Source organism: Stenotrophomonas sp. C3(2023), from assembly GCF_032911385.1.
GTDB lineage: Bacteria > Pseudomonadota > Gammaproteobacteria > Xanthomonadales > Xanthomonadaceae > Stenotrophomonas.
The window spans coordinates 1076542-1101241 of the sequence record NZ_JAWJLO010000001.1; the positions used below are offsets into that span (position 1 = coordinate 1076542).

Annotated in this window: 20 protein-coding genes; 9 read left to right on the forward strand and 11 right to left on the reverse strand. The window is 68.1% G+C overall.

Translation table 11 applies throughout. From position 1 onward, the window contains the following. Window positions 1–86: 86 nt before the first annotated feature. From RZA67_RS04680 to RZA67_RS04720, 9 genes are all read right to left on the reverse strand, one after another. On the reverse strand, window positions 87–1628 hold the full coding sequence (locus RZA67_RS04680; protein WP_317213810.1) for a GGDEF domain-containing protein: 1542 nt from the start codon (window positions 1626–1628) through the stop codon (window positions 87–89). Between the two features lie 214 nt (window positions 1629–1842). Beyond that, window positions 1843–2721 (reverse strand): translation elongation factor Ts, encoded by an 879-nt coding sequence (gene tsf, locus RZA67_RS04685; protein ID WP_317211459.1) that lies wholly within the window; start codon window positions 2719–2721, stop codon window positions 1843–1845. A gap of 120 nt (window positions 2722–2841) precedes the next feature. Then, window positions 2842–3651: a 30S ribosomal protein S2 gene (gene rpsB / locus RZA67_RS04690; RefSeq protein ID WP_317211460.1), complete on the reverse strand. Its 810-nt coding sequence runs from the start codon at window positions 3649–3651 to the stop codon at window positions 2842–2844. Window positions 3652–3893: 242 nt separating this feature from the next. After that, on the reverse strand, window positions 3894–4601 hold the full coding sequence (locus RZA67_RS04695; RefSeq protein WP_317211461.1) for a molecular chaperone: 708 nt from the start codon (window positions 4599–4601) through the stop codon (window positions 3894–3896). Next, the gene (locus tag RZA67_RS04700) at window positions 4601–4843 is read right to left on the reverse strand and encodes a hypothetical protein (RefSeq protein ID WP_317211462.1); all 243 of its coding nucleotides are present in this window, start codon (window positions 4841–4843) and stop codon (window positions 4601–4603) included. Before RZA67_RS04700 ends, RZA67_RS04695 begins: the two co-directional genes overlap by 1 nt. An 88-nt stretch (window positions 4844–4931) precedes the next feature. Next, window positions 4932–5993, reverse strand: coding sequence for a spore coat U domain-containing protein (locus RZA67_RS04705; RefSeq protein WP_317211464.1), 1062 nt, complete (start codon window positions 5991–5993; stop codon window positions 4932–4934). Then, on the reverse strand, window positions 5990–8353 hold the full coding sequence (locus tag RZA67_RS04710) for a fimbria/pilus outer membrane usher protein (protein WP_317211466.1): 2364 nt from the start codon (window positions 8351–8353) through the stop codon (window positions 5990–5992). Before RZA67_RS04710 ends, RZA67_RS04705 begins: the two co-directional genes overlap by 4 nt. A 7-nt stretch (window positions 8354–8360) precedes the next feature. Beyond that, window positions 8361–9038, reverse strand: coding sequence for a molecular chaperone (locus tag RZA67_RS04715; protein ID WP_317213811.1), 678 nt, complete (start codon window positions 9036–9038; stop codon window positions 8361–8363). 86 nt (window positions 9039–9124) lie between these two features. Beyond that, window positions 9125–9649 carry a spore coat U domain-containing protein gene (locus tag RZA67_RS04720; protein ID WP_317211467.1) on the reverse strand — a complete coding sequence of 175 codons (525 nt, stop codon included), beginning with the start codon at window positions 9647–9649 and terminating at the stop codon, window positions 9125–9127. A 301-nt stretch (window positions 9650–9950) separates the two neighbouring features. On the opposite strand from RZA67_RS04720, the gene map reads away from it, so the two are divergent. The 6 genes from map to dapE are packed head-to-tail and all read left to right on the forward strand — an operon-like array spanning window position 9951 to window position 16885. Further along, window positions 9951–10727 carry a type I methionyl aminopeptidase gene (gene map / locus RZA67_RS04725; protein ID WP_317211468.1) on the forward strand — a complete coding sequence of 259 codons (777 nt, stop codon included), beginning with the start codon at window positions 9951–9953 and terminating at the stop codon, window positions 10725–10727. 2 nt (window positions 10728–10729) lie between these two features. Then, entirely contained in the window at window positions 10730–13369 is a 2640-nt protein-coding gene (locus RZA67_RS04730; protein WP_317211469.1) for a [protein-PII] uridylyltransferase, read from the forward strand. After that, window positions 13369–14478 carry a 2,3,4,5-tetrahydropyridine-2,6-dicarboxylate N-succinyltransferase gene (gene dapD, locus RZA67_RS04735; protein ID WP_317211470.1) on the forward strand — a complete coding sequence of 370 codons (1110 nt, stop codon included), beginning with the start codon at window positions 13369–13371 and terminating at the stop codon, window positions 14476–14478. The genes RZA67_RS04730 and dapD overlap by 1 nt, the downstream gene beginning before the upstream one ends. Continuing rightward, the gene (locus RZA67_RS04740) at window positions 14475–15344 is read left to right on the forward strand and encodes a hypothetical protein (RefSeq protein ID WP_317213812.1); all 870 of its coding nucleotides are present in this window, start codon (window positions 14475–14477) and stop codon (window positions 15342–15344) included. Before dapD ends, RZA67_RS04740 begins: the two co-directional genes overlap by 4 nt. Before the next feature lie 36 nt (window positions 15345–15380). Next, window positions 15381–15746 carry a Spx/MgsR family RNA polymerase-binding regulatory protein gene (locus RZA67_RS04745; RefSeq protein WP_317211471.1) on the forward strand — a complete coding sequence of 122 codons (366 nt, stop codon included), beginning with the start codon at window positions 15381–15383 and terminating at the stop codon, window positions 15744–15746. Continuing rightward, entirely contained in the window at window positions 15743–16885 is a 1143-nt protein-coding gene (gene dapE / locus RZA67_RS04750) for a succinyl-diaminopimelate desuccinylase (RefSeq protein ID WP_317211472.1), read from the forward strand. Before RZA67_RS04745 ends, dapE begins: the two co-directional genes overlap by 4 nt. A gap of 83 nt (window positions 16886–16968) precedes the next feature. Here dapE and RZA67_RS04755 read toward each other — a convergent pair whose 3' ends face one another. Continuing rightward, on the reverse strand, window positions 16969–17844 hold the full coding sequence (locus tag RZA67_RS04755) for a tetratricopeptide repeat protein (protein WP_317211473.1): 876 nt from the start codon (window positions 17842–17844) through the stop codon (window positions 16969–16971). Window positions 17845–18219: 375 nt separating this feature from the next. Here RZA67_RS04755 and asnB point away from each other — a divergent pair, with 375 nt between their 5' ends. Together asnB and RZA67_RS04765 are read left to right on the forward strand one after the other, a co-directional pair. Further along, complete coding sequence (gene asnB, locus RZA67_RS04760) at window positions 18220–19908, forward strand: asparagine synthase B (protein ID WP_317211474.1); 1689 nt, start codon at window positions 18220–18222, stop codon at window positions 19906–19908. A gap of 103 nt (window positions 19909–20011) precedes the next feature. Further along, entirely contained in the window at window positions 20012–21403 is a 1392-nt protein-coding gene (locus RZA67_RS04765) for a cation:proton antiporter (protein WP_317211475.1), read from the forward strand. A 151-nt stretch (window positions 21404–21554) separates the two neighbouring features. Here RZA67_RS04765 and RZA67_RS04770 read toward each other — a convergent pair whose 3' ends face one another. Next, complete coding sequence (locus RZA67_RS04770) at window positions 21555–23852, reverse strand: penicillin acylase family protein (RefSeq protein WP_317211477.1); 2298 nt, start codon at window positions 23850–23852, stop codon at window positions 21555–21557. Window positions 23853–24003: 151 nt separating this feature from the next. On the opposite strand from RZA67_RS04770, the gene bfr reads away from it, so the two are divergent. Continuing rightward, window positions 24004–24492 (forward strand): bacterioferritin, encoded by a 489-nt coding sequence (gene bfr, locus RZA67_RS04775; protein WP_317211478.1) that lies wholly within the window; start codon window positions 24004–24006, stop codon window positions 24490–24492. The last annotated feature ends 208 nt before the right edge of the window (window positions 24493–24700 follow it).

Sequence of the window (24700 nt, forward strand, 5' to 3'; positions counted from 1 at the left end):
ATTCTACTGGCAAGCGCCCTTTCGCTAAAGGCTTTTCGTGCAGTGCAGCAAGTACGGAGTGCGGCTCGGCCCGCTGTGCGGTGCCGTCAGGCGGGCGCGTTGGACCGGTCCCGGGCCACGATCGTGCGCTGGTCAGCAGGTGAACGCGCGATGACCCGGTTGCGTCCGAGATTCTTGGAGCGGTACAGCACATCGTCCGCCGCCCGCAGCAGGTCCTGCACATCGGCGAAGCGTTCGTAGCCGCCCTGGGTCGCCACGCCTGCCGAGAAGGTGACGAACAGAGGGCCGTTGTCGAGGGTGACCATCGGGGTGGTGACGATGTTGGCCAGCACCCGCCGGATGACGTCCAGCGCTACCGGCTCGGTGGTGTTGGGCAGCAGGGCGACGAATTCCTCGCCGCCGAAGCGCGCCACGGTATCGCTGTTGCGCAGCTCGCCCTGCAGTTTCACCGCGAATTCGCGCAGCACTTCGTCACCGGTCAGGTGGCCGTGCGCATCGTTGATCTTCTTGAAATCATCCAGGTCGATGAAGGCTACCGATAGTGGCCAGCCATGCCGGCCGGCACGGCGGAACTCTTCTTCGAGCACGGTTTCCAGTTGGCGGCGGTTGAGTACCCCGGTGAGCGCATCGCGGTGGGCCTGTTCTGCCAGCTTGTTGGCGCGCGCCTCGGATGCCTCCGCGCGGCGGTTGGCACTCTCGGCGTCCTGCGCCTGACGCAGGCTGCGCAGGGTGGCCAGTTCGCTGGCGTGCTCGACCAGCACCTGTACACGCTGCGGTGAGAGCAGCGTGGTTTCGAACAGGCTGGCGATGGTGGGCAGGGCGTCGTGCATCGCCGCCAGCACCTGGTCAAAGCGCGCGCTGTCCAGGCCGAGCCGGCTGTTGACCTGCTCCAGAGCGCGCTCGCGGGCCGCGTCGGTGTCGGCGTCCAGCCAGATGTCGGCGACAGCGCCGGACAGCTGTACGCAGGTCTGGAACGTATCCTCTCCGTCACCTGCGGGGTCCTCGCTGTGCCCGATGGCCTGCTGCAGGTAGCGCGGCAGGTCCCAGTGCTCGGCCATCCAGGCACCGACCTCGGCGTGGGTGCACTGCAGGTGCTGGCGTTCCAGCGCGACCAGACCCCCGTTGTCGGTGGCCTGGCGCAGCAGCGGTAGATAGACGGCGGGCTGGACCTGGGCCAGGGCGAGAATGCCGATGTCCTGCATCAGGCCGGCCAGCATCAGCTCTTCCAGCCGGCGCAGGCCGCGAGCATGGCCGAGCTGGTTGGCCGCCAGCGCACTGAGGATGCTGCGCCGCCACGCGCGCTCGCGAAGGTCGTGCTCCGGCTGACCTTCGCGCGCCACCAGTCCCTCGGTCACGGTGAAGCCCAGCGCCAGGCTGATGGTGGCATTGAGCCCGAGCATGGTCAGTGCCTGGCCCAGGTTTTCTATGCGGCGGCGACTGGCGTACAGGGGCGAATTGGCGATGCGCAGCATCCGCGCGCTGAGCCCCATGTCGATGCCGATGATCTCTGCGGCCGTTGTCAGGTCGGCTTCCGGGTCCTGCGCCAGTTCGATCACGCGCAGGGCAATGCCCGGCGGTGACGGGAGGTTGCGGCAGAGCGCCAGGACTGCTGTCAGCTCGGGAGGCATGTCGGGTCGGTCATTCATTGGGCGGGTATTCGTGCGGCACGTCACGTTTTCGTGCTATGCCGCTTGCGTACGGCGTCACTATGCTTTTCCGAAGTATCGGCCTGAATGACCTATAACGCAAAAGAAACCATGACGCGCCTGCGCGCGCACATGAAAAAAAGAGGCCGCGCAATGCGCGGCCTCTTCGGGTGCTGCTGCAGCGATGGTGCTGCGATCAGACCTGCATCGCCTTGGCGACTTCAGCGGCGTAGTCTTCCACCACCTTTTCGATGCCTTCGCCGACGACCAGCAGCTGGAAGCCGGCCACGTCGGCACCAGCGGCCTTGACCACCTGCTCGACGGTCTTGTCGCCATCAAGCACGTAGCTCTGGCCGTACAGGGTCACTTCGCTGACGATCTTGTTGATCTTGCCGGCGATGATCTTTTCCAGGATTTCCTGCGGCTTGGACTTGTCCTTTTCGGACATCTTGGCCAGCTCGATTTCCTTTTCCTTTTCCACGAACGCGGCCGGCACGTCGCCTGCCTTGTTGTGCGGCGGCTTCAGCGCAGCCACGTGCATGGCCAGGCCGCGGGCCAGGTCGGCGTCGCCGCCGATCAGGTCCACCAGCACGCCGACCTTGCCGTTGGTGTGCACGTAGGAACCGATGTTGCCGGTGGTGTCCACCTTCACCATGCGGCGGATCTGGATGTTCTCACCCAGGGTCTGCACGGCAGTGGCGCGGGCTTCTTCAACGGTACGGCCGTCGTCCAGCTTGGCAGCCTTCACGGCTTCGACGTCGGTGGCGCCCGATGCCAGGGCGGCAGCGGCGACGGCGTCGACGAAGGTCTTGAAGTTGACGTCGTTGGCGACGAAGTCGGTTTCCGAGTTGACTTCGACCAGCACGGCCTTGCCACCGTCCTGGGCCAGGCCCAGACGGCCTTCGGCAGCAACGCGGTCAGCCTTCTTGTCGGCCTTGGCGGCGCCGGACTTGCGCAGGGCCTCGGCAGCGGCGTCGATGTTGCCGCCGGCCTCGGTCAGTGCCTTCTTGCACTCCATCATGCCGGCGCCGGTGCGCTCGCGCAGTTCCTTGACCAGGGAAGCAGTGATTTCCATGGAATTACCTCACGAAAGAAAGGGGTTGGGCCGGCATGGCAGCCGGCCCGTATGCGAGCCCTGTTACTGCGCCGAGGCAGTGCAGGGCGGATGGGCGCAGGGCGCCCATCCGGGCCTGGATCAGGCCTGGGCTTCGTCGGACTTCTTGCCGGCAGCCTTCTTGGCCGGAGCGCGACGGGCCGGCTTGGCCTCTTCGCCTTCGGCGGCTTCAGCGAACTCTTCCTCGCGCACGGTAGCGGCGTGCGGTGCGGCAGCCTTGCCTTCCAGCACGGCGTCGGCAGCAGCGCGGGCGTACAGCTGCACAGCGCGGATGGCGTCGTCGTTGCCCGGGATGGCGTAATCGACCAGCTCCGGGTTGTAGTTGGTGTCGACCACGGCGATCACCGGAATGCCGAGCTTCTTGGCTTCCTTGATGGCGATGTCTTCGTGACCAATGTCGATGACGAAGATCGCGTCGGGCAGACGGTTCATGTCCTTGATGCCGCCCAGCGAGGCTTCCAGCTTGGCGCGCTCACGGCGCAGGCCCAGCACTTCGTGCTTGACCAGCTTCTCGAAGGTGCCGTCGGTTTCACCGGCTTCCAGTTCCTTCAGGCGGGCAACCGACTGCTTGACGGTACGGAAGTTGGTCAGGGTGCCGCCCAGCCAACGCTGGTTCATGAACGGCATGCCGCAACGCTCGGCTTCTTCGCGGATCGACTCACGCGCGCTGCGCTTGGTGCCCAGGAACAGGACGGTGCCGCGCTTCTGGGCAATCGAGGAGATGAAGTTCATCGCATCGTTGAACAGCGGGACGGTCTTTTCCAGGTTGATGATGTGGATCTTGCCGCGGGCGCCGAAGATGTACGGTGCCATCTTCGGGTTCCAGTAGCGGGTCTGGTGGCCGAAGTGGACGCCGGCTTCCAGCATCTGACGCATGGTGATCTGGGGCATTGCAGAAACTCCTGATGTGGAACCCCCGTGCACCGTGTCCCTATGGGGGACGCCCGCGGAAAAGTGTGCGGGACGGCGGCGTGCGCGCGTATCGGGTTCCGGGGTTGGGCTTCCCCATCGTCTCCGTGGCCGAACTCCTTGCGGAGCACCCCGGCACGGATCGGGACGACAGGTGTGGATTCACCGGTGACGTCCGGTGTTGACGTGTTGCCTGTGCACTGGGCGACAGGTCAACCCGGCGATTATAGCCCGCCTTCGGTGCTCGCCGCAATCTGCGGGGCGGCGTACGGAAGAAGGGTGGCCGCCTGGTCCTGCAGCCGGGCCTGGAAACGCCCGCCAACGTAGCGGTCGAGCCGGGCAGGCAGGGCCCAGCGGCGGGTCTGGTGGGGCAGAACGTAGCCCGCCAGTCCCGGCCAGATCAGGTGGGCCTGGCCGTCGGCGCCGATGAAGGTCAACTCGGCCAGCCGGGCCGGGCCATCGCCGTCGTTATGCAGCATTACGGCGTCGCCCTCGGTACTCGCACTTACCCACAGCCGTGGCGGCGGCGCGGGGCCGTCTCCGGTGAGCACGAAGACCGGCAGGGAAATGCGCGGCGATGACAGTGCGCTGCCCGGGTTCGGGCTGAGCACCAGCCGGTAAGCCTGCAAGACCTCGCGGGGCGACGTGTCCAGCCGGACCACGCGCAGGCGCAGGCCCTGGCCGGACGCGATGTCCAGCCGCGCCGGGCTGACGGCCATGTCGGTAGCTTCGACCAGCTGCTCGCCGTCCTCGCTCTGTTGCCAGCGGTAAAGGCGCGCCTGTCCCTGCCAGCCCTGTGCGTCCGCGTTGTGCAGCCAGAGCGCGGCATGTCCCGGACGGGCCGCGATGTCGATCCGGTACCGGTCAAGTTCCAACGCGGCTGTGGACAGGCTTGGCAGCAGCCCGGCCAGCAGCAGGATGAGCCGCCGCATCACCATGTGGCGGTCGGGCGACGTGCATCGTCGCCTGCGCTGGCCGGTGGACTCAGTCCCTGCACCTGCGGTGGCGAAGTGAGGGTGTTGGCTGCCGGGGCCGGGCAGCCGGGTGCGGCCGGGCTCGTCCGGCAGTCCGGCAGGATGCGCAGACGGATCTGCAATGGCGTGGTCGGGCTGGCGATCGCAGCGGAGGATGCCGCCAGCACGGCGGCGGCAAACAGTGTGGAAGGGGAACGCATGGTGCACGCATGGAAGGAGGCGTTACCGGTAGCGGCCTGCGACCGGCGTTCTGAACCCCGCCGGCGGCGCGTGACCCGGCAGGTGATCCTAGTAGGTGATCGAGACCGTCACCACGTCGCTGTAGGTGCCCTGGCTGGGCAGCGTCGTTCCGGTGGGCAGCGCCCGGCCGTATACGGTCAAGGTCTGCGCGCTGCCCGTGCCGGTGCCCGGCACCGTGTCCACATTGAGCGTATTGCCCCAGCGCAGTGTCCGTCCGCTGTCGCGGTACAGCTCATAGCCGATGAAGCTGGATGTGCTGGTGGCATGGCGCATGCGCCGGCTGCTGCCGCTGGCGTGGCTGCCGTTGTCCAGCCCCACACTGTAGGCAGTGCGGTTGATGCAGGTCAGGCCGATGGTCGAGGTACGGTCGATGTTGCCGGCCACTGCGCCGGCTACGCTGCCAAAATCCATGTCGGTGGTGGTGTAGGCGGTACAGGTGGGCAGCACTCTGGCCTGCACCGTGAACGGGAACTGCCCGGTGAAGGTCTTGTTGCCGGTGGCGCCGCCGGCGCCCGCCGGGGTGGTGCAGGAGATCGGGGTCGGTGCGCTCAGGGCCAGCACCTCGTTGTAGGCGTACTGCAGTGTCACCGCCGTGGTGCTGAAGCTGCTGGAGAACGTGCCGGCTGACAACACCTGGTTGGCCGGGATGCGCGCGTAGACCGTCGCAGTCACCGCGCCGGTGCCGGTGGTAAGCGGGACGCTGTAACTGAGGTCCAGCACGACCGGTCCGGGTGTGCCGGCCGCAGTACTGCCCCAGACCACGCTGCGCGCGGCGTTGGTGTACAGCTGGTAGTTCAGGCTGTCACCGGTGCCGACCGGTGCCACGCCGCCCACCGTCATCCGCCGGAACGGGGTCAGGGTGGTGCCGGCCGAGCCGGTCCCCAGACTCAGACACATGCGGATCGACGTAGTGGCCAGCAGGCTCAGCGCACCTGTGCTGCAGCTCACGCGGATCGCCAGCGTCGTGTCCGCCGGGGTCGCTGCACCGTTGGTGATGGTGCCGAAGTCGAGCACGGTCGGCGCGCTGGCGGTGCAGTTGGTGTCCGCGCGCGCGGTGCCGACATGCAGGCCCGCGCAGAGCAGCAGCCACAGCAGTGCGCGCAGGTTCATGGCATGCCCGCCGGTGACGTGCAGCGCGCCTGCGGCAAGCTCGGCTGTGGCGCATTGGCAGCGGGCACCTCGACCTGCAGCTGGCAGCGCACGCCCTCAGGCGTGGTCGCCTGCAGCAACGCCGGCTGCTCCAGGTCTTCCAGGTAGGCGCGGCCCTCATGACCGACCGGGAAAGTGCGCCCGTCGGCCGCCTGCAGCTGCGTGCCCAGTGGCAGCGGCTGGCCGTCGGCGTCCTGCACGATCAGTTCAACCGCGCGGGTGCGGCGCAGGCCGAAGCTCACGCCGGTGCCCGCGCCCTGGCGTGGCGTCACCCAGGCATCGACCCGGTCAGCACGGTAGTTGGCGGGCAGGTCGAGGGTGTCGATCGACACGCGGTTACGCTGCCACGACAGCAGCGGGCTGATCAGCAGCAGGCCGTCGGCGTTGGTGGACCCGATCAGGCGGTTTTCCAGCCGCACGGGGATGCCACCGATGTCGCCGGTTGAGACGATGGCAAAGGCATCGTTGATCTCACGGGCCGCAAACACGTGGCCGCCCATCCAGACCAGGCTGCCGCTGGCACTGGCGTAGGCCTGGTCCCAGCCGCCCTGGCGCGCGTAGCCCAGCGAGTACCGCCCGACGCGGTTGAGCCAGCCCAGCTCGGCCAGCCCGCCGACACCCTCATCGCCGCCACGGGCCTGCAGGCGCCAGCCCATGCCTCCCTGGCTGCCATCGCCGGGCACGGGCTTGAAGACATCGGCCGTGGTCAATGGGCGCCCGCCGTTGTACTGCGTGGAGACGCTGCCCTGCCGGTTGTTGCCCAGGTCAACCGAGAACGACAGATAGGCATTGCGGTCGCGGCTGTCGCCCAGGTTCTGGTTGAGCGACAGGTAGGCCGACCAGCGCTGGCCCAGGCTGCGCGACCAGAACAGGCTGGCGTAGCGGTCATCGTCCCCGCCGGGATAACGCAGCCGCAGGTAGCTCACGCTGAGCGAGCCGGCCCGGGCCAGGCTCAGCCCGACGGTGGCCTGCTCGCTGATCGACGGTGCCAGGGAGCCCTGCAGCGCACCCAGGTCGCGGTAGTGGCCATGCGTGCGACGGCTGAGCAGGTTGACGTTGAACAGGCGGCTGTTCCAGTTGTAGCCCAGCGAGTACAGGCCGCCGGCCTGCCCGCCCTGACGGCCATGGGCGTAGGCGGCGGTGAGCACCCCGGCGGTACCCAGCAGCCAGCCTCCGCCGATCCCGATGTTGCCGACCCCGCCGCCGCCTTCGGCGTGCGCTTCGGCGGTGAAGCCATCGGTGACGCCGCGTCGCCAGGTCGCGCTGCCGACGACCGCACTGTCATAGGCGAACGAATGCACCCCGTAGTCGCGGCGCATGCGGCCCGCGCCGGCTGACCAGTCGGACAGTCCGCGACCCAGCAGCTGCTGGGTTCCGTAGAAGGCGAAGTCCAGCGTCTGCATGCGGCCGTAGGCATCGGTGATCACCACCTGGGCATTGCCGGTACCGCTGATGCCCGGCTGTGCGGCGAGCTGGAAAGGCCCGACCGGAACCTCCCCGTTGTACTGGCGCAGGCCGTCGACATAAAGCTCCACCGTGGACGGCACGACCGCTTCACCCAGGAAACGCGGCGTGGGGCTGAGCACGCGGTAGGGCTGCAGGCCGTAGTTGCGCCCGACCTGGATGCCGCCCATGCGTACCGGCCTGCTCCAGTCGACAAAACCGCTGTAGAAGTCGCCCACCGTCAGGGTCACGGCAGCCTCGGGCAGGTCCAGCCGCCAGCGCGTGTCGAGCCGCACGCTTTCGCCTTGCCAACCGCCCTGGCCGGGCTGGCGGTAGGTGCGCAGCAGGCTGCTGGTCTCCACCACGCCCTGGCCGACGCCGAACAGGCGCAGCTGCTGGGTCAGGGTGAGATTGCTGGCGCCCTGGCTGTGACTGCCATACAGGTCGTAGTTGAACACCATCCCGGGGGCGACGCTGGCGGCCGGCGAGGTGTCCGGCGTGGGGCCCAGGTCGGTGGTGGGCAGATCCAGCTGCTGCAGCGGGGCCTCCAGCGTCAGGGTCTGCAGGTTGGCGTCGTAGCGCACCACCACCCCGCTGATCTGGTCCAGATACACCGGCGCCTCGCCGCGCGCGGCGAAGCCAAGCTGCCGCAGCGTGGCCGGGCTGGCCTGCAGCCGGCCCTGTGCGTCGATGAAGGGCAGCAGGCCGCGCGGGGTGCTGTTGAGGGTGACCTCCAGATACAGCGTCTGCGGCGCCGTCAGCGGCGTGGGCGGCGGCAGAGCGGCATCGCCACTCATCATCGCGGTGAGCGTGCCGGCTTCGTCTTCCTCGGCATGCACGGCGTGCGGCAGCAGTGACAGGCTCAACAGCGCCGTCATGCAGGCCTCAGCGAGACGCTGGCGCGGCAGGCAGCGGGCTCTGTGCCGACTGGCCATTGATCTTCGCCGTGAAAGTGGCGCCAGCCAGCCGCGCGGCGGGCAGGTCCAGTGGCCAGCGCATGGTCTGGCCGGGCAGCACATACCCGAGAAGGCCCGCATGGATGATCTGCGGGCGCTCGATCGTGCCCACGGCCAGATCGGCCAGCTGGGCATGGCCGGTGCCGCTGTTGTGTACCTCAAGGCCGGGCCGGCCGTCGGCCAGGGTGACCTGGCGGGCCTGCAGCAGGGGCTGCTGCCGCGCACCCTCCTGCGACTGCACGAACACCGGGATCGAATACCGCAGCACGAACTGCATGCCCTCGCGCTCGCCGACCGGCGGCGGCAGTTCGTCGACGATGACCCGATATGCCTGCTGCGTGGCCGGCGGCGCGGAATCGGTACGGACGATGCGGATCAGCTGCTGCTGCCCGGCGGCCAGCGTCTGCATCGGCGGGCTGGCCATCACCGCAGTGGTCGCCGACAGCGTGTCCTGCCCCGTGTTCTGCGTCCATTCGTAGACGCGGATCTGGACCTGGACCGGGGCAGTGCCACTGTTGCTGACCCACAGGGCCTCAGCGTTCTGGCGGGCACCCAGCTGCAGCTGGGTTGGCGCAACCTGCAGGCTTGCCGCCTGCGCCCGGCCCATCAACCCGGCAGCCAGGAGCAGTGTCACCAGCCACTTCCACGCCAGCCCGTGCCGCATCGCGCGTGCACTCTCGAGCATGGCGGGCCTCAATAGGTGATGGTGGCAGTGACGGTATCCAGGTAGTTGCCGGTGGCGGCGTTGTTCGAGCTTGGGTCGAGCACCTGGCCGTAGACCGGGAATGCCTGCGCGAGCCCCGTGCCGGCGCTGGCCAGCACGTTGGATCCGGCGGTGGCGCCCCAGACCTGGGTGCGGCCCGCATCGCGGAACAGCTGATAGCCGACGAAGTTGTTGGCGGTAACCGTCGCATCGGTATTGCGCATGCGGCGGGTGGTGACGTCGTTGGCCGTCGCTGCGTTGCTGCCGGCATTCAGCGCGATGCTGTAGGGCGTACCCGCTGTGCACTGCGCGGTGATTGAACCAGCGGCATTGAGCGTGGTGGTCGAGGTCGACAGTGCGCTGCCGAAGTCCACATCGGTGGGCGTGGCAGCCGTGATGGTGCAGGCCTTGGTGATGACCAGCCGGACATTGAACTGAACGGTATCAGCAGCCAGTGCGGGTGCGGCGAAGCCGGCCAGCAGCAGGCAGGGCAGGGCGGTACGGTAGACGGGCATGGGCATGCTCCTTGGACGGGGTCCACAGTGAACGTAACGATGCGGGTGCTGCCGGACATGGGGGGAGGTCTTTGCCTTCCCGGTTATAAGAATGGGGTTGTTGGTAGATCGTGAGATTTCCGGGGTGATGGCGTCATTTCTGCCAATTCCGTGACTCGGTGCACACTTTTCATCCCGTATTCAGCTCAGTCCAGGTCTGTTCCGGCTCGCTGGCGCTCACCGGCTGGCACCGCGTGAAACGCTGCTGCGGGAGAGAGCCCACCGTTCGCGGTCCGGCGCCGTATCGGCGATAATGGCGGTCATGAGCGTAAATCTTAAAACCCCCCAGGAAATCGAGATGATGCGCGAGGCCGGGCGACTGGCCAGCGAAGTGCTGGACATCATCACGCCCTACGTCAAGCCCGGTGTCACCACCGAGGAGCTCGACCGCATCTGCCACGACCACATCGTCAACGTCCAGAAGGCGGTACCGGCCAACGTCGGCTACCGTGGCTTCCCGAAGACGCTGTGCACCTCGGTCAACAATGTCATCTGCCACGGCATTCCCAGCGAGGGCAAGGTCCTCAAGGACGGCGACATCGTCAACATCGATGTCACTGTGATCAAGGACGGCTGGCACGGCGACACCAGCCGCATGTACGTCGCCGGTACCCCGTCGGTGATGGCCAAGCGCCTGATCGACGCAACCTATGAGGCCATGTGGCGCGGCATCCGTGCGGTCCGCCCGGGCGCGACGCTCGGTGACATCGGCTACGCGATCCAGAGCTATGCCGAGTCCGAGCGCTTCAGCGTGGTACGCGAGTACTGCGGCCATGGCATCGGCAAGTTCTACCACGATGAGCCGCAGGTCGTGCATTACGGTCGCCCAGGCCAAGGCCTGGTGCTGCAGCCCGGCATGACCTTCACGATCGAGCCGATGATCAACGAGGGTACCCGCTACAACAAGGTGCTGCCCGACGGCTGGACCGTGGTGACCAAGGACCGCAAGCTGTCCGCGCAGTGGGAGCACATGATCGCCGTCACCGAGACCGGCGTGGATGTGCTGACCCTGGCACCCGGCGAATCGCAGGTCAGCTGAGCATGCTGCCGGCGGGTTCGTTGCTGGACACGCCGGCCGCGTCGGCACGTGATGATGTGCAGTGGGCCGCTGCCGCGCGGCAGGCCCTGCAGCAGGGCGATGCGCGTCTGCACCGCCGCTTCGACCAGGACGACAACATCGAGCGCCTGCTGGCGCTGCGTGCGCGGGCGGTCGACCACCTGATCCGGCTGGCCTGGCAGCGTTGTCTGCCGGCAGACAGCGGGCTTGCACTGTTCGCGGTGGGCGGCTACGGCCGCGGAGAGCTGTTTCCGCACTCGGATGTGGACGTGCTGGTGATCGGCGAGCCCTCGGCCCAGCGCGCCAACGAACCTGGTCTGTCCCGGTTGTTCGCGCTGCTGTGGGACTGCGGACTGCCAGCCAGCCACGCCGTGCGCTCGCTGCAGCAGTGCCGTGAAGCAGCCAGCGACCAGACCGTGCTGACCGCGCTGATCGAAGCCCGGCCGATCGCCGCCACCGAGCCTGCCCGACGCGGCCTGCGCCAGACGGTCGACGATGGGCAGCTGTGGCCGGCGCGCGCGTTCTTCATGGCCAAACTCGAGGAGCTGCGCAGCCGCCACGAGCGTTTTGGTGACACGGCCGACAATCTTGAACCGGACATCAAGGACGGTCCCGGCGGTCTGCGCGATCTCAATACCCTGGGCTGGATGGCGTTGCGCGCGTTCGGCGTGCGCGACCTTGAAGCCCTGGTGGGGCTCGGACATCTGGGCATGGACGAAGCGGCGGCGCTGCAGCGCGAGCGCGCGGTGCTGGCGCGGCTGCGCTATGGCCTGCATCTGGTGGCACGACGACCCGAGGAGCGGCTGCGCTTTGATTACCAGAAGACGCTGGCCGCACGCCTCGGCTTCCAGGACGATGCCGAAAGTCTGGGCGTCGAGAAAATGATGCAGGGCTTCTACCGGGCCGCCTCGGTGGTGCGCCGGATCAGCGACCGTCTGCTGCAGCGCTTCGAGGAACAATTTGACGGCGAGGCCGTACCGGAACCGCTGACCGTGGGCTTTTCGCTGCGTCGGGGGTATCTGTCGGCCAACGATCCGCAGTGGCCGCAGGACGATATCGGCCAGGTGTTTTCGCTGCTTGCCAGCTGGGCCAACAATCCACAGGTGCGCGGTCTGCATTCGTTGACCGCGCGCGCTCTGGCCGAGGCGCTGCTGCAGCTGCCCTCGTTCGAACAGGCCGATGCAGCGACCCGGCAGCAGTTCATGACCCTGCTGCGGGGGCTGCGACCGGTGGACACGCTGTCGCGCATGGCGCGGCTCGGCGTGCTGGGGCAGTGGATTCCGGCGTTTGCGCAGGTCAGCGGGCGGATGCAGTTTGACCTGTTCCATGTCTATACCGTGGACCAGCACACCTTGATGGTGCTGCGGAACATCGGCCTGTTCGCCAGCAGCCGTGCCGACGAGCGGTTTTCCATCGCCCATGAGGTATGGCCGCGCCTGCGCAAGCCCGAGCTGCTGTTGCTGGCCGGGCTGTTCCACGACATCGCCAAGGGGCGCGGTGGCGACCATTCCGAGCTCGGCGCTGTTGACGCGCGTGCCTTCTGCCAGGCCATGGAGCTGAGCGAGGCCGACACCGGGCTGGTCGCCTGGCTGGTTGAGCAGCACCTGCGCATGTCGATCACCGCGCAGAAGCAGGACATCGCCGATCCGGAGGTGATCCATCGCTTCGCGACGCTGGTGGGCAGCCGCGACCGGCTCGACTACCTGTACCTGCTGACCTGTGCGGATATTGCCGGGACCAGCCCCAAGCTCTGGAACGCGTGGAAGGACCGGCTGCTGGCTGACCTGTATTTCGCCACCCGCCGCGCGCTGCGCGAGGGGCTGGAGCCGCCGCTGCCGGCCGCCGAGCGCGTGGCCGAAGCGCGCGAAAACGTGCGTGCGCTGGTGCGCGAACGCGGCTACGACGATGCCACCATTGATCGCCAGTTCACCGTGATGCCGGATGAGAGCTTCATCCGCCTGCGTCCCGAGCAGCTGGCCTGGCAGGCCGCAGCGCTGGTGCCGGTGCGGCAGGGCCAGACCCTGGTCAAGGTGCGCACGATCAGCCCGGACGATCCGGCGCTGGAAGTGTTCGTGCACTCGCCGGACCGCGATGGCCTGTTTGCCGCGATCGTGATGACACTGGACCGCAAGGGCTATGGCATCCATCGCGCCCGCGTGCTTGATGGCCCGGCAGACACCATCTTCGACACCTTCGAGGTGAGCCCGGCCGACAGCTTCGCTGACGGTGACCCGTTGCGGCTCGAAGTGGCTCTGCGCGAGGCCCTGTCGGGGGACCTTGCGCGCCTGCGGCCATCGCGCCGCGCGATTCCGCGGCAGCTGCGGCATTTCCGCTTCGTTCCGCGTGTGGAGTTCCGCGACCAGCCCGGTGACAGCCCGAGCACCCGCTTCAACCTTGTAGCGCCTGACCGTCCCGGCCTGCTGGCCGACGTTGCACAGGTACTGCGCAACCAGCGCCTGCGCGTGCATGATGCGCGCATCGCCACCTTTGGTGAGCGCGCCGAAGATACCTTCGTGATCACGGACGAGCACGATCTGCCCCTGACTGACACTGCCAGGCAGCAGTTGCAGGAGGCGATGCTGTCCTGCCTGGACCCTGAAAGAAATACCGGAGATACCCGCTGATGGCCACCAAGCCGACCAAGAAGAGCGCTGCCCCGAAGACCGAGGCGGCCCCCAAGCGCACTGCGAAGGCCGTGGCCGGCAAGGACGTTGCGAGGAAACCGACGACGGCCAAGGCCGGCGCCGGCAGGACCGCAGCCGGCAAGGCAGCGGTGAGCCGAACCGCGACGGCCAGGCCGACCAAGGCAGCCAAGGCGGCCAAGGGCAAGGCGGTGCCGGCCGAGAAGGCGCGCGAGCAGACCATTGCGCGCAAGTCGCTGCGCAAGCCGCCGGCCCCGGGTGTGGAAGAACTGAAGTTCGGAATCGAAAGCGCGTTCGAGCGCCGCGCCACGCTTACCCCGCACGAGCTGGAGGGCTCGACCCGGCCGCTGGTCAACCGGGTCATCGATGGACTGGAAAGCGGCGAGTTCCGTGTTGCCGAGCCTGACGGCCACGGCGGCTGGAAGGTCAACGAATGGCTGAAGAAGGCAGTGCTGCTGTACTTCCGGGTCAACGACATGGCCGTGGTCGACGCACGCCCGGCGCCGTTCTGGGACAAGGTCGAATCGCGTTTTGCCGGCTACGACGAGGCCCGGTTCCGCCGCAGCGGGGTTCGCGTGGTGCCCGGTGCGATCGCCCGGCGCGGCACCTACTTTGGCAAGGACGTGGTATTGATGCCCAGCTTCACCAACATCGGCGCCTACGTCGGTGAAGGCACCATGGTCGACACCTGGGCCACGGTAGGCTCCTGCGCGCAGATCGGCCAGCACTGCCACCTGTCCGGCGGCGCCGGCATCGGCGGCGTGCTCGAGCCGCTGCAGGCAAGCCCGACGATCATCGAAGACCATTGCTTCATCGGCGCCCGCTCGGAGGTGGTCGAGGGTGTCGTCGTCGGCCACCACAGCGTGATCGGCATGGGCGTGTTCCTGAGCCAGAGCACCCGCATCTACAACCGGGCCACCGGCGAGATCACCTACGGCTACATTCCGCCCTACAGCGTGGTGGTCTCAGGCTCGCTGCCTTCCAGGGACGGCACGCATTCGCTGTACTGTGCGGTCATCGTCAAGCAGGTCGACGCCCGTACCCGCAGCAAGACCAGTGTCAACGACCTGCTGCGCGGGCTGGCCGACTGAGTTCGTCCGTGCCGGCGCTGGACCAGGCGGCACACTATCGGCACCCGTCCGATACCTTGTTCGGGCGGGTGTTGCCGCGTCTGCTGCACGCATCGGGATGGACGCGGCTGCGTCGCGCGCTGGCGCGGCGCTGGCCGATGCCAGCGTTGACCAGCGACGCCTGCGAGGTCATCTATCTCAGCTGGTGGGTCGACCTGCGCCATGCGCCCGCACCGCCGCCGGGCCATCACTTCATCAGTGTGGACGGGCGAACGCCTTACACCATCCTCAGCTATCGTCATCGCCACTTCGGCCCGGCCCTGCCGGGTCCATTGCGCGCCTTGCTGCCCAGCCCGCGGCAGAGCAACTGGCGCTGGTATCTGCGCCGCGATGATGACGCGGGCGGCGCCACGGTGGTGTTGTTCGACCGCAATGTGATGGACCAGCTGGCCTATGTTGCCGGTGCGCGCGCCTGCAGTGATGCCATGCAGCCGCATCTGGCACTGCACTTCGAGCATGCGGTGCACGGCAACGGTGATGGCTGTACCCGCATTGATGGAGGGCAGGGCAGCGCGCCGGCACTGCACGTGCAGTGGCAGGCCGCCGCCGGGTGGCTCGATGAGGACTGGGCGGCTGCCTTCGGCGGACGGGCGGCGTTGCTGCGCCTGTTGACCTGCCAGGACCAGGCCCTGGCCTGCACGGCGGATGGCCGCTGGGCCAGCACGCGCATCGAGCTGCCGGTTGCACTGGACCAGCTGCAGCCGCTGCGCGTCAGTGCCCCGCTGTACTGTCCGCGGTTGCAGGCGCTGGGTGTGCAGGACCAGACGCCGCTGGCGATGCGACTGCCGCAGGTCCCGTTCCGGGTCGTGTCCGAACGCCTGTTGTGAGATTCTGGCCGCCTGTTTCCTGCACGAACGAGGGCCATGAGCACCACCGTCTACGGTTTGAAGAACTGCGACACCTGCAAGAAGGCGACCCGATGGCTTGATCGCTTCGCAGTGCCGTACACCTTCGTCGATTACCGCGACAACACGCCCAGCCCTGACACCCTGCTGGCGTGGGCCGGGCAGCTTGGCGGCCTTGCGGCGATGATCAACCGGTCCTCCACCACCTGGCGGCAGCTGCCGGAGCACCGCAGGGCGGCGGCCTCCGATGCGGAATGGAAGCTGCTGCTGCGCGAGTACCCGCAGCTGATCAAGCGGCCGCTGGTGGTGACCGCTGACGGCAAGGTCAGCCAGGGCTTCACCGATAACGGCTTCAAGGCCCGCTTCGGCGTGGGCGGCGCATGAGCGCCGTGCTTGAGCTGACCTGTGCACTGATCGCACGGCCCTCGGTCACCCCCGATGATGCCGGCTGCCAGACGCTGTTGAGTGCTCGCCTGCAGCAGGCCGGCTTCCAGTGCGAGCACCTGCGGCTGGGTGAGGTCGACAACCTGTGGGCCACCCACGGCAGCGGCGCACCGGTGCTGGTACTGCTGGGGCACACCGATGTGGTGCCGCCGGGGCCGCACGAGGCCTGGGCCAGTGACCCGTTCCAGCCGCAGGTGCGCGATGGCGTGCTGTACGGACGCGGCGCGGCCGACATGAAAGGCAGCGTGGCGGCCTTCGTGCTGGCCGCCGAGCAGTTCGTCGCGGCGCATCCGGAACACCCCGGCACGCTGGCGTTGCTGCTGACCAGTGACGAGGAAGGCGATGCCATCGACGGCGTGCGCCACGTCGCGCGTCTGTTCGCCGAGCGGGGCCAGCACATCGACTGGTGCATCACCGGCGAGCCCTCCTCTACGGCCACGCTGGGCGATCTGCTGCGTGTTGGTCGTCGCGGCAGTCTCTCGGCCAGGCTGCAGGTGCAGGGGGTGCAGGGGCATGTGGCCTATCCGGACAAGGCGCGCAATCCGATCCACGAGGCCGCGCCGGCGCTGGCTGAGCTTGTTGCACGACACTGGGACGAGGGCTATGAGAGTTTCCCGCCGACCAGCCTGCAGGTCTCCAACCTCCATGCCGGCACCGGCGCCAACAACGTGATTCCCGGTGTGATGGAGGTGGATTTCAACATCCGCTACAACCCGCACTGGAACGCGGCGCGGCTTGAAGCCGAGGTGACCGCGCTGTTCGATCGACACGGTCTGCAGTACACGTTGAAGTGGCATCGCAGCGGCGAGCCGTTCTACACACCCGAAGGCCCGCTGCGCGCGGCCGCGCGCGAGGTACTGGCGGCCCACATCGGTCGCCTGCCGGACGAAAGCACTGGCGGCGGAACCTCCGACGCGCGGTTCATCGCGCCGCTGGGCGCGCAGTGCATCGAGATCGGTCCGGTCAACGCCAGCATCCACCAGGTCGACGAGAACGTCAGCGTCGCCGAACTGGACGCGTTGCCGGGACTGTACCAACGGTTGATCGAGCGCCTGCTGGTGGTGCCATCCCGCACGTAGAGCGGGGCTCTGCCCCGCTGGCCGGGCTCTGCCCCGCTGTCGGGGTGCGCAGCGGGGCAGAGCCCCGCTCTACCCGGCCATGGTCATTCTGAAAAATTGAACGTCGGCGGCTTCACCGCCGCTTCCCAGTACTCCGGCTCGGCCAGGTAGAAGCGCTGCTGCGCTGCCTTGGCAAACCAGGCCGCCGCACGCTCGCGGTCGGCGGCCACACCGGCACGGCCGCGGCCAAGCAACAGGCCGGCCAGATACTGCCCATGGGCATCGCCCTGCGCGGCCGCGCGCTCATACCACTGCAGGGCCAGGGCGCCGTCGCGTGGTACGCCGTAACCGCGCTCATGCAGCGTACCCAGATCGACCTGCGCGTCAGCATCGCCGCGCACTGCCTGCTGCTGGATCGCGGCGACCAGCGGGTGCAGGGTGCCATCGCGCGGCGCAAGCTGCTCGCGGCTCGGTCCGCTGTGCGAGGGCACGCGCTGATAGACCTGCATGCGCATGTCCCAGCGCAGTGCAAGCGCGGGTCTGCCGCGCAGACGGTACTGCTGGGCCAGCGTGCTCATCGCATAAGGGTTGCCGTGACGGGCCGCCGCCAGCAGCCAGTGCTCCGCCTTGCGCCAGGAAGGGCGTACGGCCGACGCCGGCTGCGGCTGCCCCGGTGAAGCATCGGCCACGAGCCCGCGCAGCCAGATCTGGCCCAGGCGTTCTTCGGCACGCGCGTTGTGGAACGTCCACGGCTGGACCGCTGCGGCACGCGCATACCAGTGCAGCGCGCGTCGATCGTTGTAGCCCTGCAGGGTCTCGGCAGCGTGCCAGGCGCTGTCGAACCGACCATCAGCAGCGTGCTGCTGCAACTCGGCCATGCGACCGGGCGGCGTGCGCGGTTGGCTGGCGCAGGCGCAGAGCAGGGCGGTGAGCACCAGCAGCGTGGCCCGCCGGGCCGGGAAGAGCGAGGTAACGGGCATTCCATTGGCCATGGACAAGGGCGGCCCAGCGTACTGCATGACGGCATTGCCTGCGCGCCGTGGACGCTGTGGCGACGGTTGCCAACGCAACAGTTGCGCTGGGTCTTCGCAGCGGTTACGTTCGCTGCATGCACCCGATCCCGGCCAGCGCCGTCAACACCAATAACCGCAATAACCTGCGCGCGAATGCGTGCGCGGTCGATGCGGGCCTGCGCCCCGGGTAGAAACACAACACCACCCGGATACCAGAAAACCCGCATCGGCCGATGCGGGTTTTTTTGTGCCCGCTGCCCCTTGCTCCTCTCTGGTCTGCCGGTCGAACCACCGCCGACGCATCACGTTCGACATCACCCCCCCCCACAACAGGAGCTTCCCATGTGTTCGATCTACGGCATCTTCGGCCTGCAGGCCGGTGACGATCTCCCCGCGCTGCGCCGTCAGGCGGTGGAGGCCTCGCAGCGTCAGCGCCATCGTGGCCCGGACTGGAGCGGGGTCCATCTGGATGACGGCGCGCTGCTGGTGCACGAGCGGCTGGCCATCGTCGACCCGGCCGGTGGTTCGCAGCCACTGTTGTCCGACGACGGCGCTCTGGTGCTGGCGGTCAATGGCGAGATCTACAACCACCAGCAGCTCAAGGCCGGCCTGGCCGAGTCCTATGCCTTCCAGACCGGCTCGGACTGCGAGGTGATCAACGCGCTTTACCGCCAAGGCCAGCCGGCCCAGTGGCTGGAGCAGCTCAACGGCATCTTTGCTTTCGCTTTGTGGGACCGCGTGACCAGGCGCGTGCTCATCGCGCGCGACCCGATCGGGGTGGTGCCGCTTTACTGGGGTCATGATGCGCAGGGGCGGCTGCGGGTTGCGTCGGAAATGAAAGCCTTGGTGGACAGCTGTGCCGATGTCGCACAGTTCCCGCCGGGCCACTACTACGATAGTGCCAGCGACACGCTGGTGCGCTATTACCAGCAGGACTGGCGCCAGCATGCTGAAGTGGCCGGCAGGGCCGTGGACCTGGCCGCGCTGCGCGAGGCGTTCGAGCGTGCCGTGCATCGCCAGTTGATGAGCGATGTGCCGTATGGCGTACTGCTCTCTGGCGGATTGGACTCCTCGCTGGTGGCCGCGGTGGCCGCACGCCACGCGCGCCGGCGCATCGAGGACGGCGGGCAGAGCGAGGCCTGGTGGCCGCGTCTGCATTCGTTCGCCATCGGCCTGAAGGGCTCGCCCGACCTGGCGGCCGCAGCCGTGGCCGCTGAAGCGCTGGGCACGGTGCACCATGGTTTCGAGTACACCTTCGACGAAGGTCTGGATGTGCTGCCCGATGTCATCCGGCACATCGAAACCTACGATGTGACCACGATCCGCGCTTCCACCCCGATGTTTCTGCTGGCGCGGCGGATCAAGGCGATGGGCGTGAAAATGGTGCTTTCCGGGGAGGGAAGTGACGAGATCTTCGGCGGCTACCTCTACTTCCACAAAGCACCGGACGCGCAGCAGTTCCATGAGGAGCTGGTGCGCAAGCTCGATACGCTGCACAACTACGACTGCCTGCGCGCCAACAAGTCGATGATGGCCTGGGGCGTGGAGCCGCGCGTGCCGTTCCTGGACCGCGAGTTTCTTGATGTGGCGATGCGCCTGGACGCGACCTGCAAAATGGTCGGCAACGCTGCCGGCGGCCGCCGCATCGAAAAAGCCGTGCTGCGCGAAGCGTTCGAGGGCTATCTGCCCGAGAGCATCCTGTGGCGGCAGAAGGAGCAGTTCAGCGACGGCGTGGGCTACGGCTGGATCGATGGGCTCAAGGCCCATGCCGAGCTGCAGGTGAGTGACCGTGTGCTGGCTGCGGCGGACAAGCGCTTCGCGCACAACCCGCCGCAGACCAAGGAGGCGTATTACTACCGTCACCTGTTCGAGCAGTTCTTCCCCGGCCGCGCGGCCGCCGAGACGGTGCCGGGTGGCAAATCGATCGCCTGTTCGTCACCGGCGGCGATCGCCTGGGACGCCAGCTTCGCCCAGGCTGCCGATCCTTCTGGCCGTGCCGTGGCCGGCGTCCACGAGCAGGCGCTGGCCTGAGTCCTTGGCGGCGTGCGCGACCGTGGTCGGCCACAGCGCTGGCAACGGTCGTGCTCTCCTGCAGCTGGCCGTATCATCGGCAGCTTCTTCGTGGGGAGAGTTCATGGACGTACAGGGCGAAGAGCGCGCGTCGCGCTGGCGTTGGGCCAGGCACTACCTGGGCTGGGTGGCGGTGCCCCTGTTGATCGGTCTGCTGCTGGCGCGTCATGCAGGGCCGGCACTGCCCAACCTTGCACAGCGTATGCAGGCCAGTTCCGGTAACAGCTGGGCCACACATCTGGCCTCGCCGTTGGCGCACTTTCTGCTGCAGCTGCTGCTGCTGCTGCTGGTGGCCAAGGGCGCCGGCGCCCTGCTCAAGCGTCTCGGCCAGCCGGCGGTGATCGGCGAGATGGCGGCCGGTCTGATGATGGGCCCACTGGTGCTGGGCAGTCTGTTGCCTGCCGTCCATGGCGCCCTGTTTCCAGCTGCATCGCTTGGGCCGCTGGGGCTGTTGAGCCAGCTCGGCGTGCTGATGTTCCTGCTGGTCGCCGGTACGGAGCTGGACCTCGGTGCTTTGCAGGGGCGCCGCCGTTTCGCCTTCACTGTCAGCCACGCCGGCATTGCCGTGCCGTTCCTGCTCGGTGTACTGCTGGCGGTGTGGCTGTTCCCTGTACATGGACCGCAGGGCGTCGGCTTTACTGCATTCGCGCTGTTTGTCGGCATATCCATGAGCATCACCGCGTTTCCGGTGCTGCTTCGCATTCTGGCCGACCGCGGCATCACCCAGAGCCCGCTGGGGCAGACCGCCGTCGCCTGCGCGGCCCTGGGCGACGCGACAGCGTGGTGCCTGCTGGCCTTGATCGTGGCGGCCACGCAGGCGGCGGGCTTGGGCCCGGCCAGCCTCGATCTGCTGTGCGTGGTGGCATTCGTCGGCCTGATGCTGGGTCTGGTACGGCCGTGGTTTGCCCGCCAGCAGATTGCCGAAGGCCGGGAAGGGCGCTGGCTGCTGGGTATATTGATGCTGGCCCTGGCCAGTGCGCTGGTGACCGAAGTGCTGGGCATCCACGCGCTGTTCGGCGCGTTCGCCGCTGGCGTGGCGGTGTCGTCCAACCCGCGCCTGCGCGAGGTGGTGATCGCCCGGGTCGAGCCGTTCACGGTGACCCTGCTGCTGCCGCTGTTTTTTGCGATGACCGGGTTGCGGCTGCGCGCCGACGCGCTGCAGGGCAGTGACATCGTGCTGTGTCTTCTGGTGACCGCGGTCGCGACGGCTGGCAAGCTGCTGGGCACCTTCAGTGCCGCACGCAGCGCCGGCATGCCCGCGCACGAGGCCTGGCGGCTGGGTGCGCTGATGAACACCCGCGGGCTGATGGAGCTGATCGTGCTGAACCTGGGTTACGAGCTGGGTCTGCTGGGCGACCGGCTGTTTGCCGTACTGGTGATCATGGCGCTGGTAACCACCGCCATGACCGGCCCGCTGCTTGACCTGATCGAACGCCGACGCGCCGCCAGGGGGTGATCGCTGCCGGTAGGTGACGACCGTTGGTCGTCACAGCTTGTGCGCACCGCGCCTGGTGCTTGCCGGGCAGAGCCCGGCACTACCGTGCAGGGCTGCCCGCCTGAGCGTCAAAACCGACGGGCGTCACCGCCGACAAGGGCCGCCGGCGGGGTCAGCGCAGGATCAGGGTGTGCTCGGCGGCGCCGGGCAGGAACGGGGCGGGGCGCCCCTGGACCCAGTCGTCGTGGCCGGCGCCCCAATAGGGCGAGAAGGGATGGCCGCTCTGGCCACCGGGCATCTGCACGATGCCGTCAGCCTCGTGCCCCGGTGCCACCACCATCCGCTGCGATGCGCCGAACGCGGGGCCCTGCACGCGCGGCATGTCCCGGTCTCCCGGCAGCGGCTGACGCGGCATGCACAGCCAGCGTCCGAACAGCGCGGGCAAGGCCAGCGTCGTGGGATGGCAGATCGCGGCCGTGTTGCGCTCGCCCCAGGTACGCTCGTGCAACGGCCCTTGTGCGGCAAGCTCGGCCTGCAGCCGCGTGGCTGCATCCAACAGCAGGGCATCCCAGCTGGCGAAGCCCGCAGGCAGCAGGTGCGCCGGCTGTTCGCTGACCAGCGGCCACAGTACGCCTTCAAACTGGCCCAGGCGCGGGGCGACCCAGTCCTCGCCGAGCGTCTGGCGTGCTGGTGCCAGCAGGCCGTCCTGCACGCTGTCGATGACCCTGCCCCGGAAGCCGCGCACGATGCGGTAACTGACCGAATCCACCGACGCGCGCCCGTCCCAGTGCGCGCTCGCGTTGCGCAGCGCTTCCAGCGCCGGTGCATCCGCGTCCGCCAGCACCCGTTGCAGCAGCGTATGCCAGCGGCCCAGCAGCAGCGCGCGATCATCCAGCTGGATGGCCAACAGGTCGTGCTCGTTGAACTGTGCGCGGGCGCGCAGTCCATCGCGGATCTGCGCGCCCCGTGCGCCCAGGTCATACCCGCCGTCACCGGCCACGGCGAGGTCTGGACCCCCCAGCACGCGACCATTGGCCGTCCAGAGCCGGTGATCGGCCGGGTCCACCAGAGCGGGCGCCGCGTCGCTGCGGATACCCCAGGCGGGGCAGCGGGCGGCGACCTGCGCGGCCGCGTCGGGCGTGCAGCCTGTGCTTCGATCCGGGCGCGCGCCGATCAGCCGCCAGGCGATGCGTCCTTGGCTGTCGGCCAGCAGCAGGTTCTGCGCCGGCAGACGCGCGTGATCGGCGATGCGCAGCGCCTGATCGACATCCGCAGCGCGCGCGAGCTCGGCCAGGTCCAGACTGATCGCACCGGGCAGGTGCGCGGTCCAGCGCAGTGCGTCGTGGCTGCCGTCGGCGCGCGTGTGCAGGATGGGTCCCCAGTCGGTTTCGCGCACCTGCAGCATGACCGGGTCGGCGCCGGCCACCTCGATGGTTTCGCGGTGCGTCTGCACCGGCGCGTCGCGCGGGACGCGCCGGTAGTCGGCCGTGTCGATGTAGCTGTTGGTGAAGCCCCAGGCCACGTGTCCATTGCTGCCCACCACCACCGCGGGCAGGCCGGGCAGCGAAAATCCACTCACATCGACCTGGCCGCCGGGCGCCTGCGGATCGGGATAGCGCAGCCGCACGCGGAACCAGAGACCCGGCGCGCGCAACCCCAGATGCATGTCGTCGGCGAGAATGGCGCGACCGTCGGCGGTCAGCGCGCCGGCCACGGCGAAGTTGTTGCTGCCGTGCACCTCCGCTTCCGCGGCACGTGCGGTGCCGGCAGGGGCGGCGCCCCGCAGGTCAACTTCGCTGGCTGCCGGCAGCACCGCGTCGCCACGCGGCCCGCCGAACAGCGGCGCATCCCAACTGCTGCCGTTGTGCGCGAGCAGTTTGAACAGGGCCGGCGGCATCACCTCGCGAAGACGGCTCATGGCCAGCTCCCGCTGGTTGTCCGGGTCCTGCAGGTCGGCATACATGGCCAGGCCGGTCAGCAGGCTGTCGCTGGGCTGCCAGGGCGCGGGGCGCTGGCGCAGCAGCAGGTACGGCCAGGGCCGCACGGCCAGCGCGTCCATGCCGCGGTTGACGCCGTCCACATAGGCGCGCAGCGCATCGCTGACCGGCTCGGCACTGGCGCGCGCGCGCAGCCGATGCACGCGCATGCGCTGGTCACGTTGCACGGCACCCGGGCCGAACAGCGCCGCCAGCTCGCCAGCGGCGCTGCGCCGCATCAGGTCCATTTCAAAGCCGCGCTCCTGCGCGTGCACATAGCCCAGCGCGGCCAGCACGTCGCGCTGGCTTGCCCCCTCGAGCGTCACCACGCCCCGGGCATCGCGGCTGACCGTCACCGGCGCGCCGAGTCCGGGCAGTGCATGATCCCCGTCGAGGCTGGGCAGGCTGCCACGCAGCAGCCACCACACGGTGGCGGCCAGCAGCAGCGCCAGCGCGGACATCACCATGCACACCCGCCATAGCAAACGACGCATCGGTTCCATCCTGAACAGAGGGCAGAGTGACCGATTCTATGCGCTGCAGTTGGCAAGGTGAGGGCGCAACTGCGACTGATTCCGATTAGATCACTGCGCCGGCGGATAGGGCACCATGTGCGCCATCGACACACATACAGAGGCCCGCCCGATGAAAGGCAACCCGGACGTCATTGCATGCCTGAAGGAACTGCTGCGCGGTGAGCTTGCTGCGCGCGACCAGTACTTCATCCATTCGCGCCGCTACGAGGACCAGGGGCTGTTCGCCCTGTACGAGCGCCTGAATCACGAGATGGAAGAAGAAACCCAGCATGCCGATGCGCTGCTGCGCCGGATTCTGTTCCTTGGTGGTGACCCGGACATGCGGGCACATGCATTCGAGCCGGGCCGCACGGTCGAGGAGATGCTCAGCAAGGACCTTGAGACCGAATACGCGGTGCGCGACAACCTGGCCGCTGGCATGAAACTGTGCGAGGCCCAGGGCGACTACGTCAGCCGCGACATCCTGCTGGCCCAGCTGAAGGACACCGAAGAAGACCACGCCTGGTGGCTGGAGCAGCAGCTGGGTCTGATCAAGCGCATCGGGCTGGAGCTGTACCAGCTGAGCAAGATCGACAGCAGCGGCGCCCCGGCGCACTGAGCCAGGGCTGCCTGCAATAGCGGGCAGCCACCGTGCAATGCAACGTCGCCAGCCAGCACCGGAGACGCGCCAGCCCGCCTTTGCCAGCCCGCTGCGCTCCATCGCCCGCCAGCCGACACAGAAGAACCGGGAGTCCCCCGGCTTTTTTGTGCCCGCCACGCAGCCAGTGGTCATCATCCAAGGGTAGGTGACGACCGTTGGTCGTCAC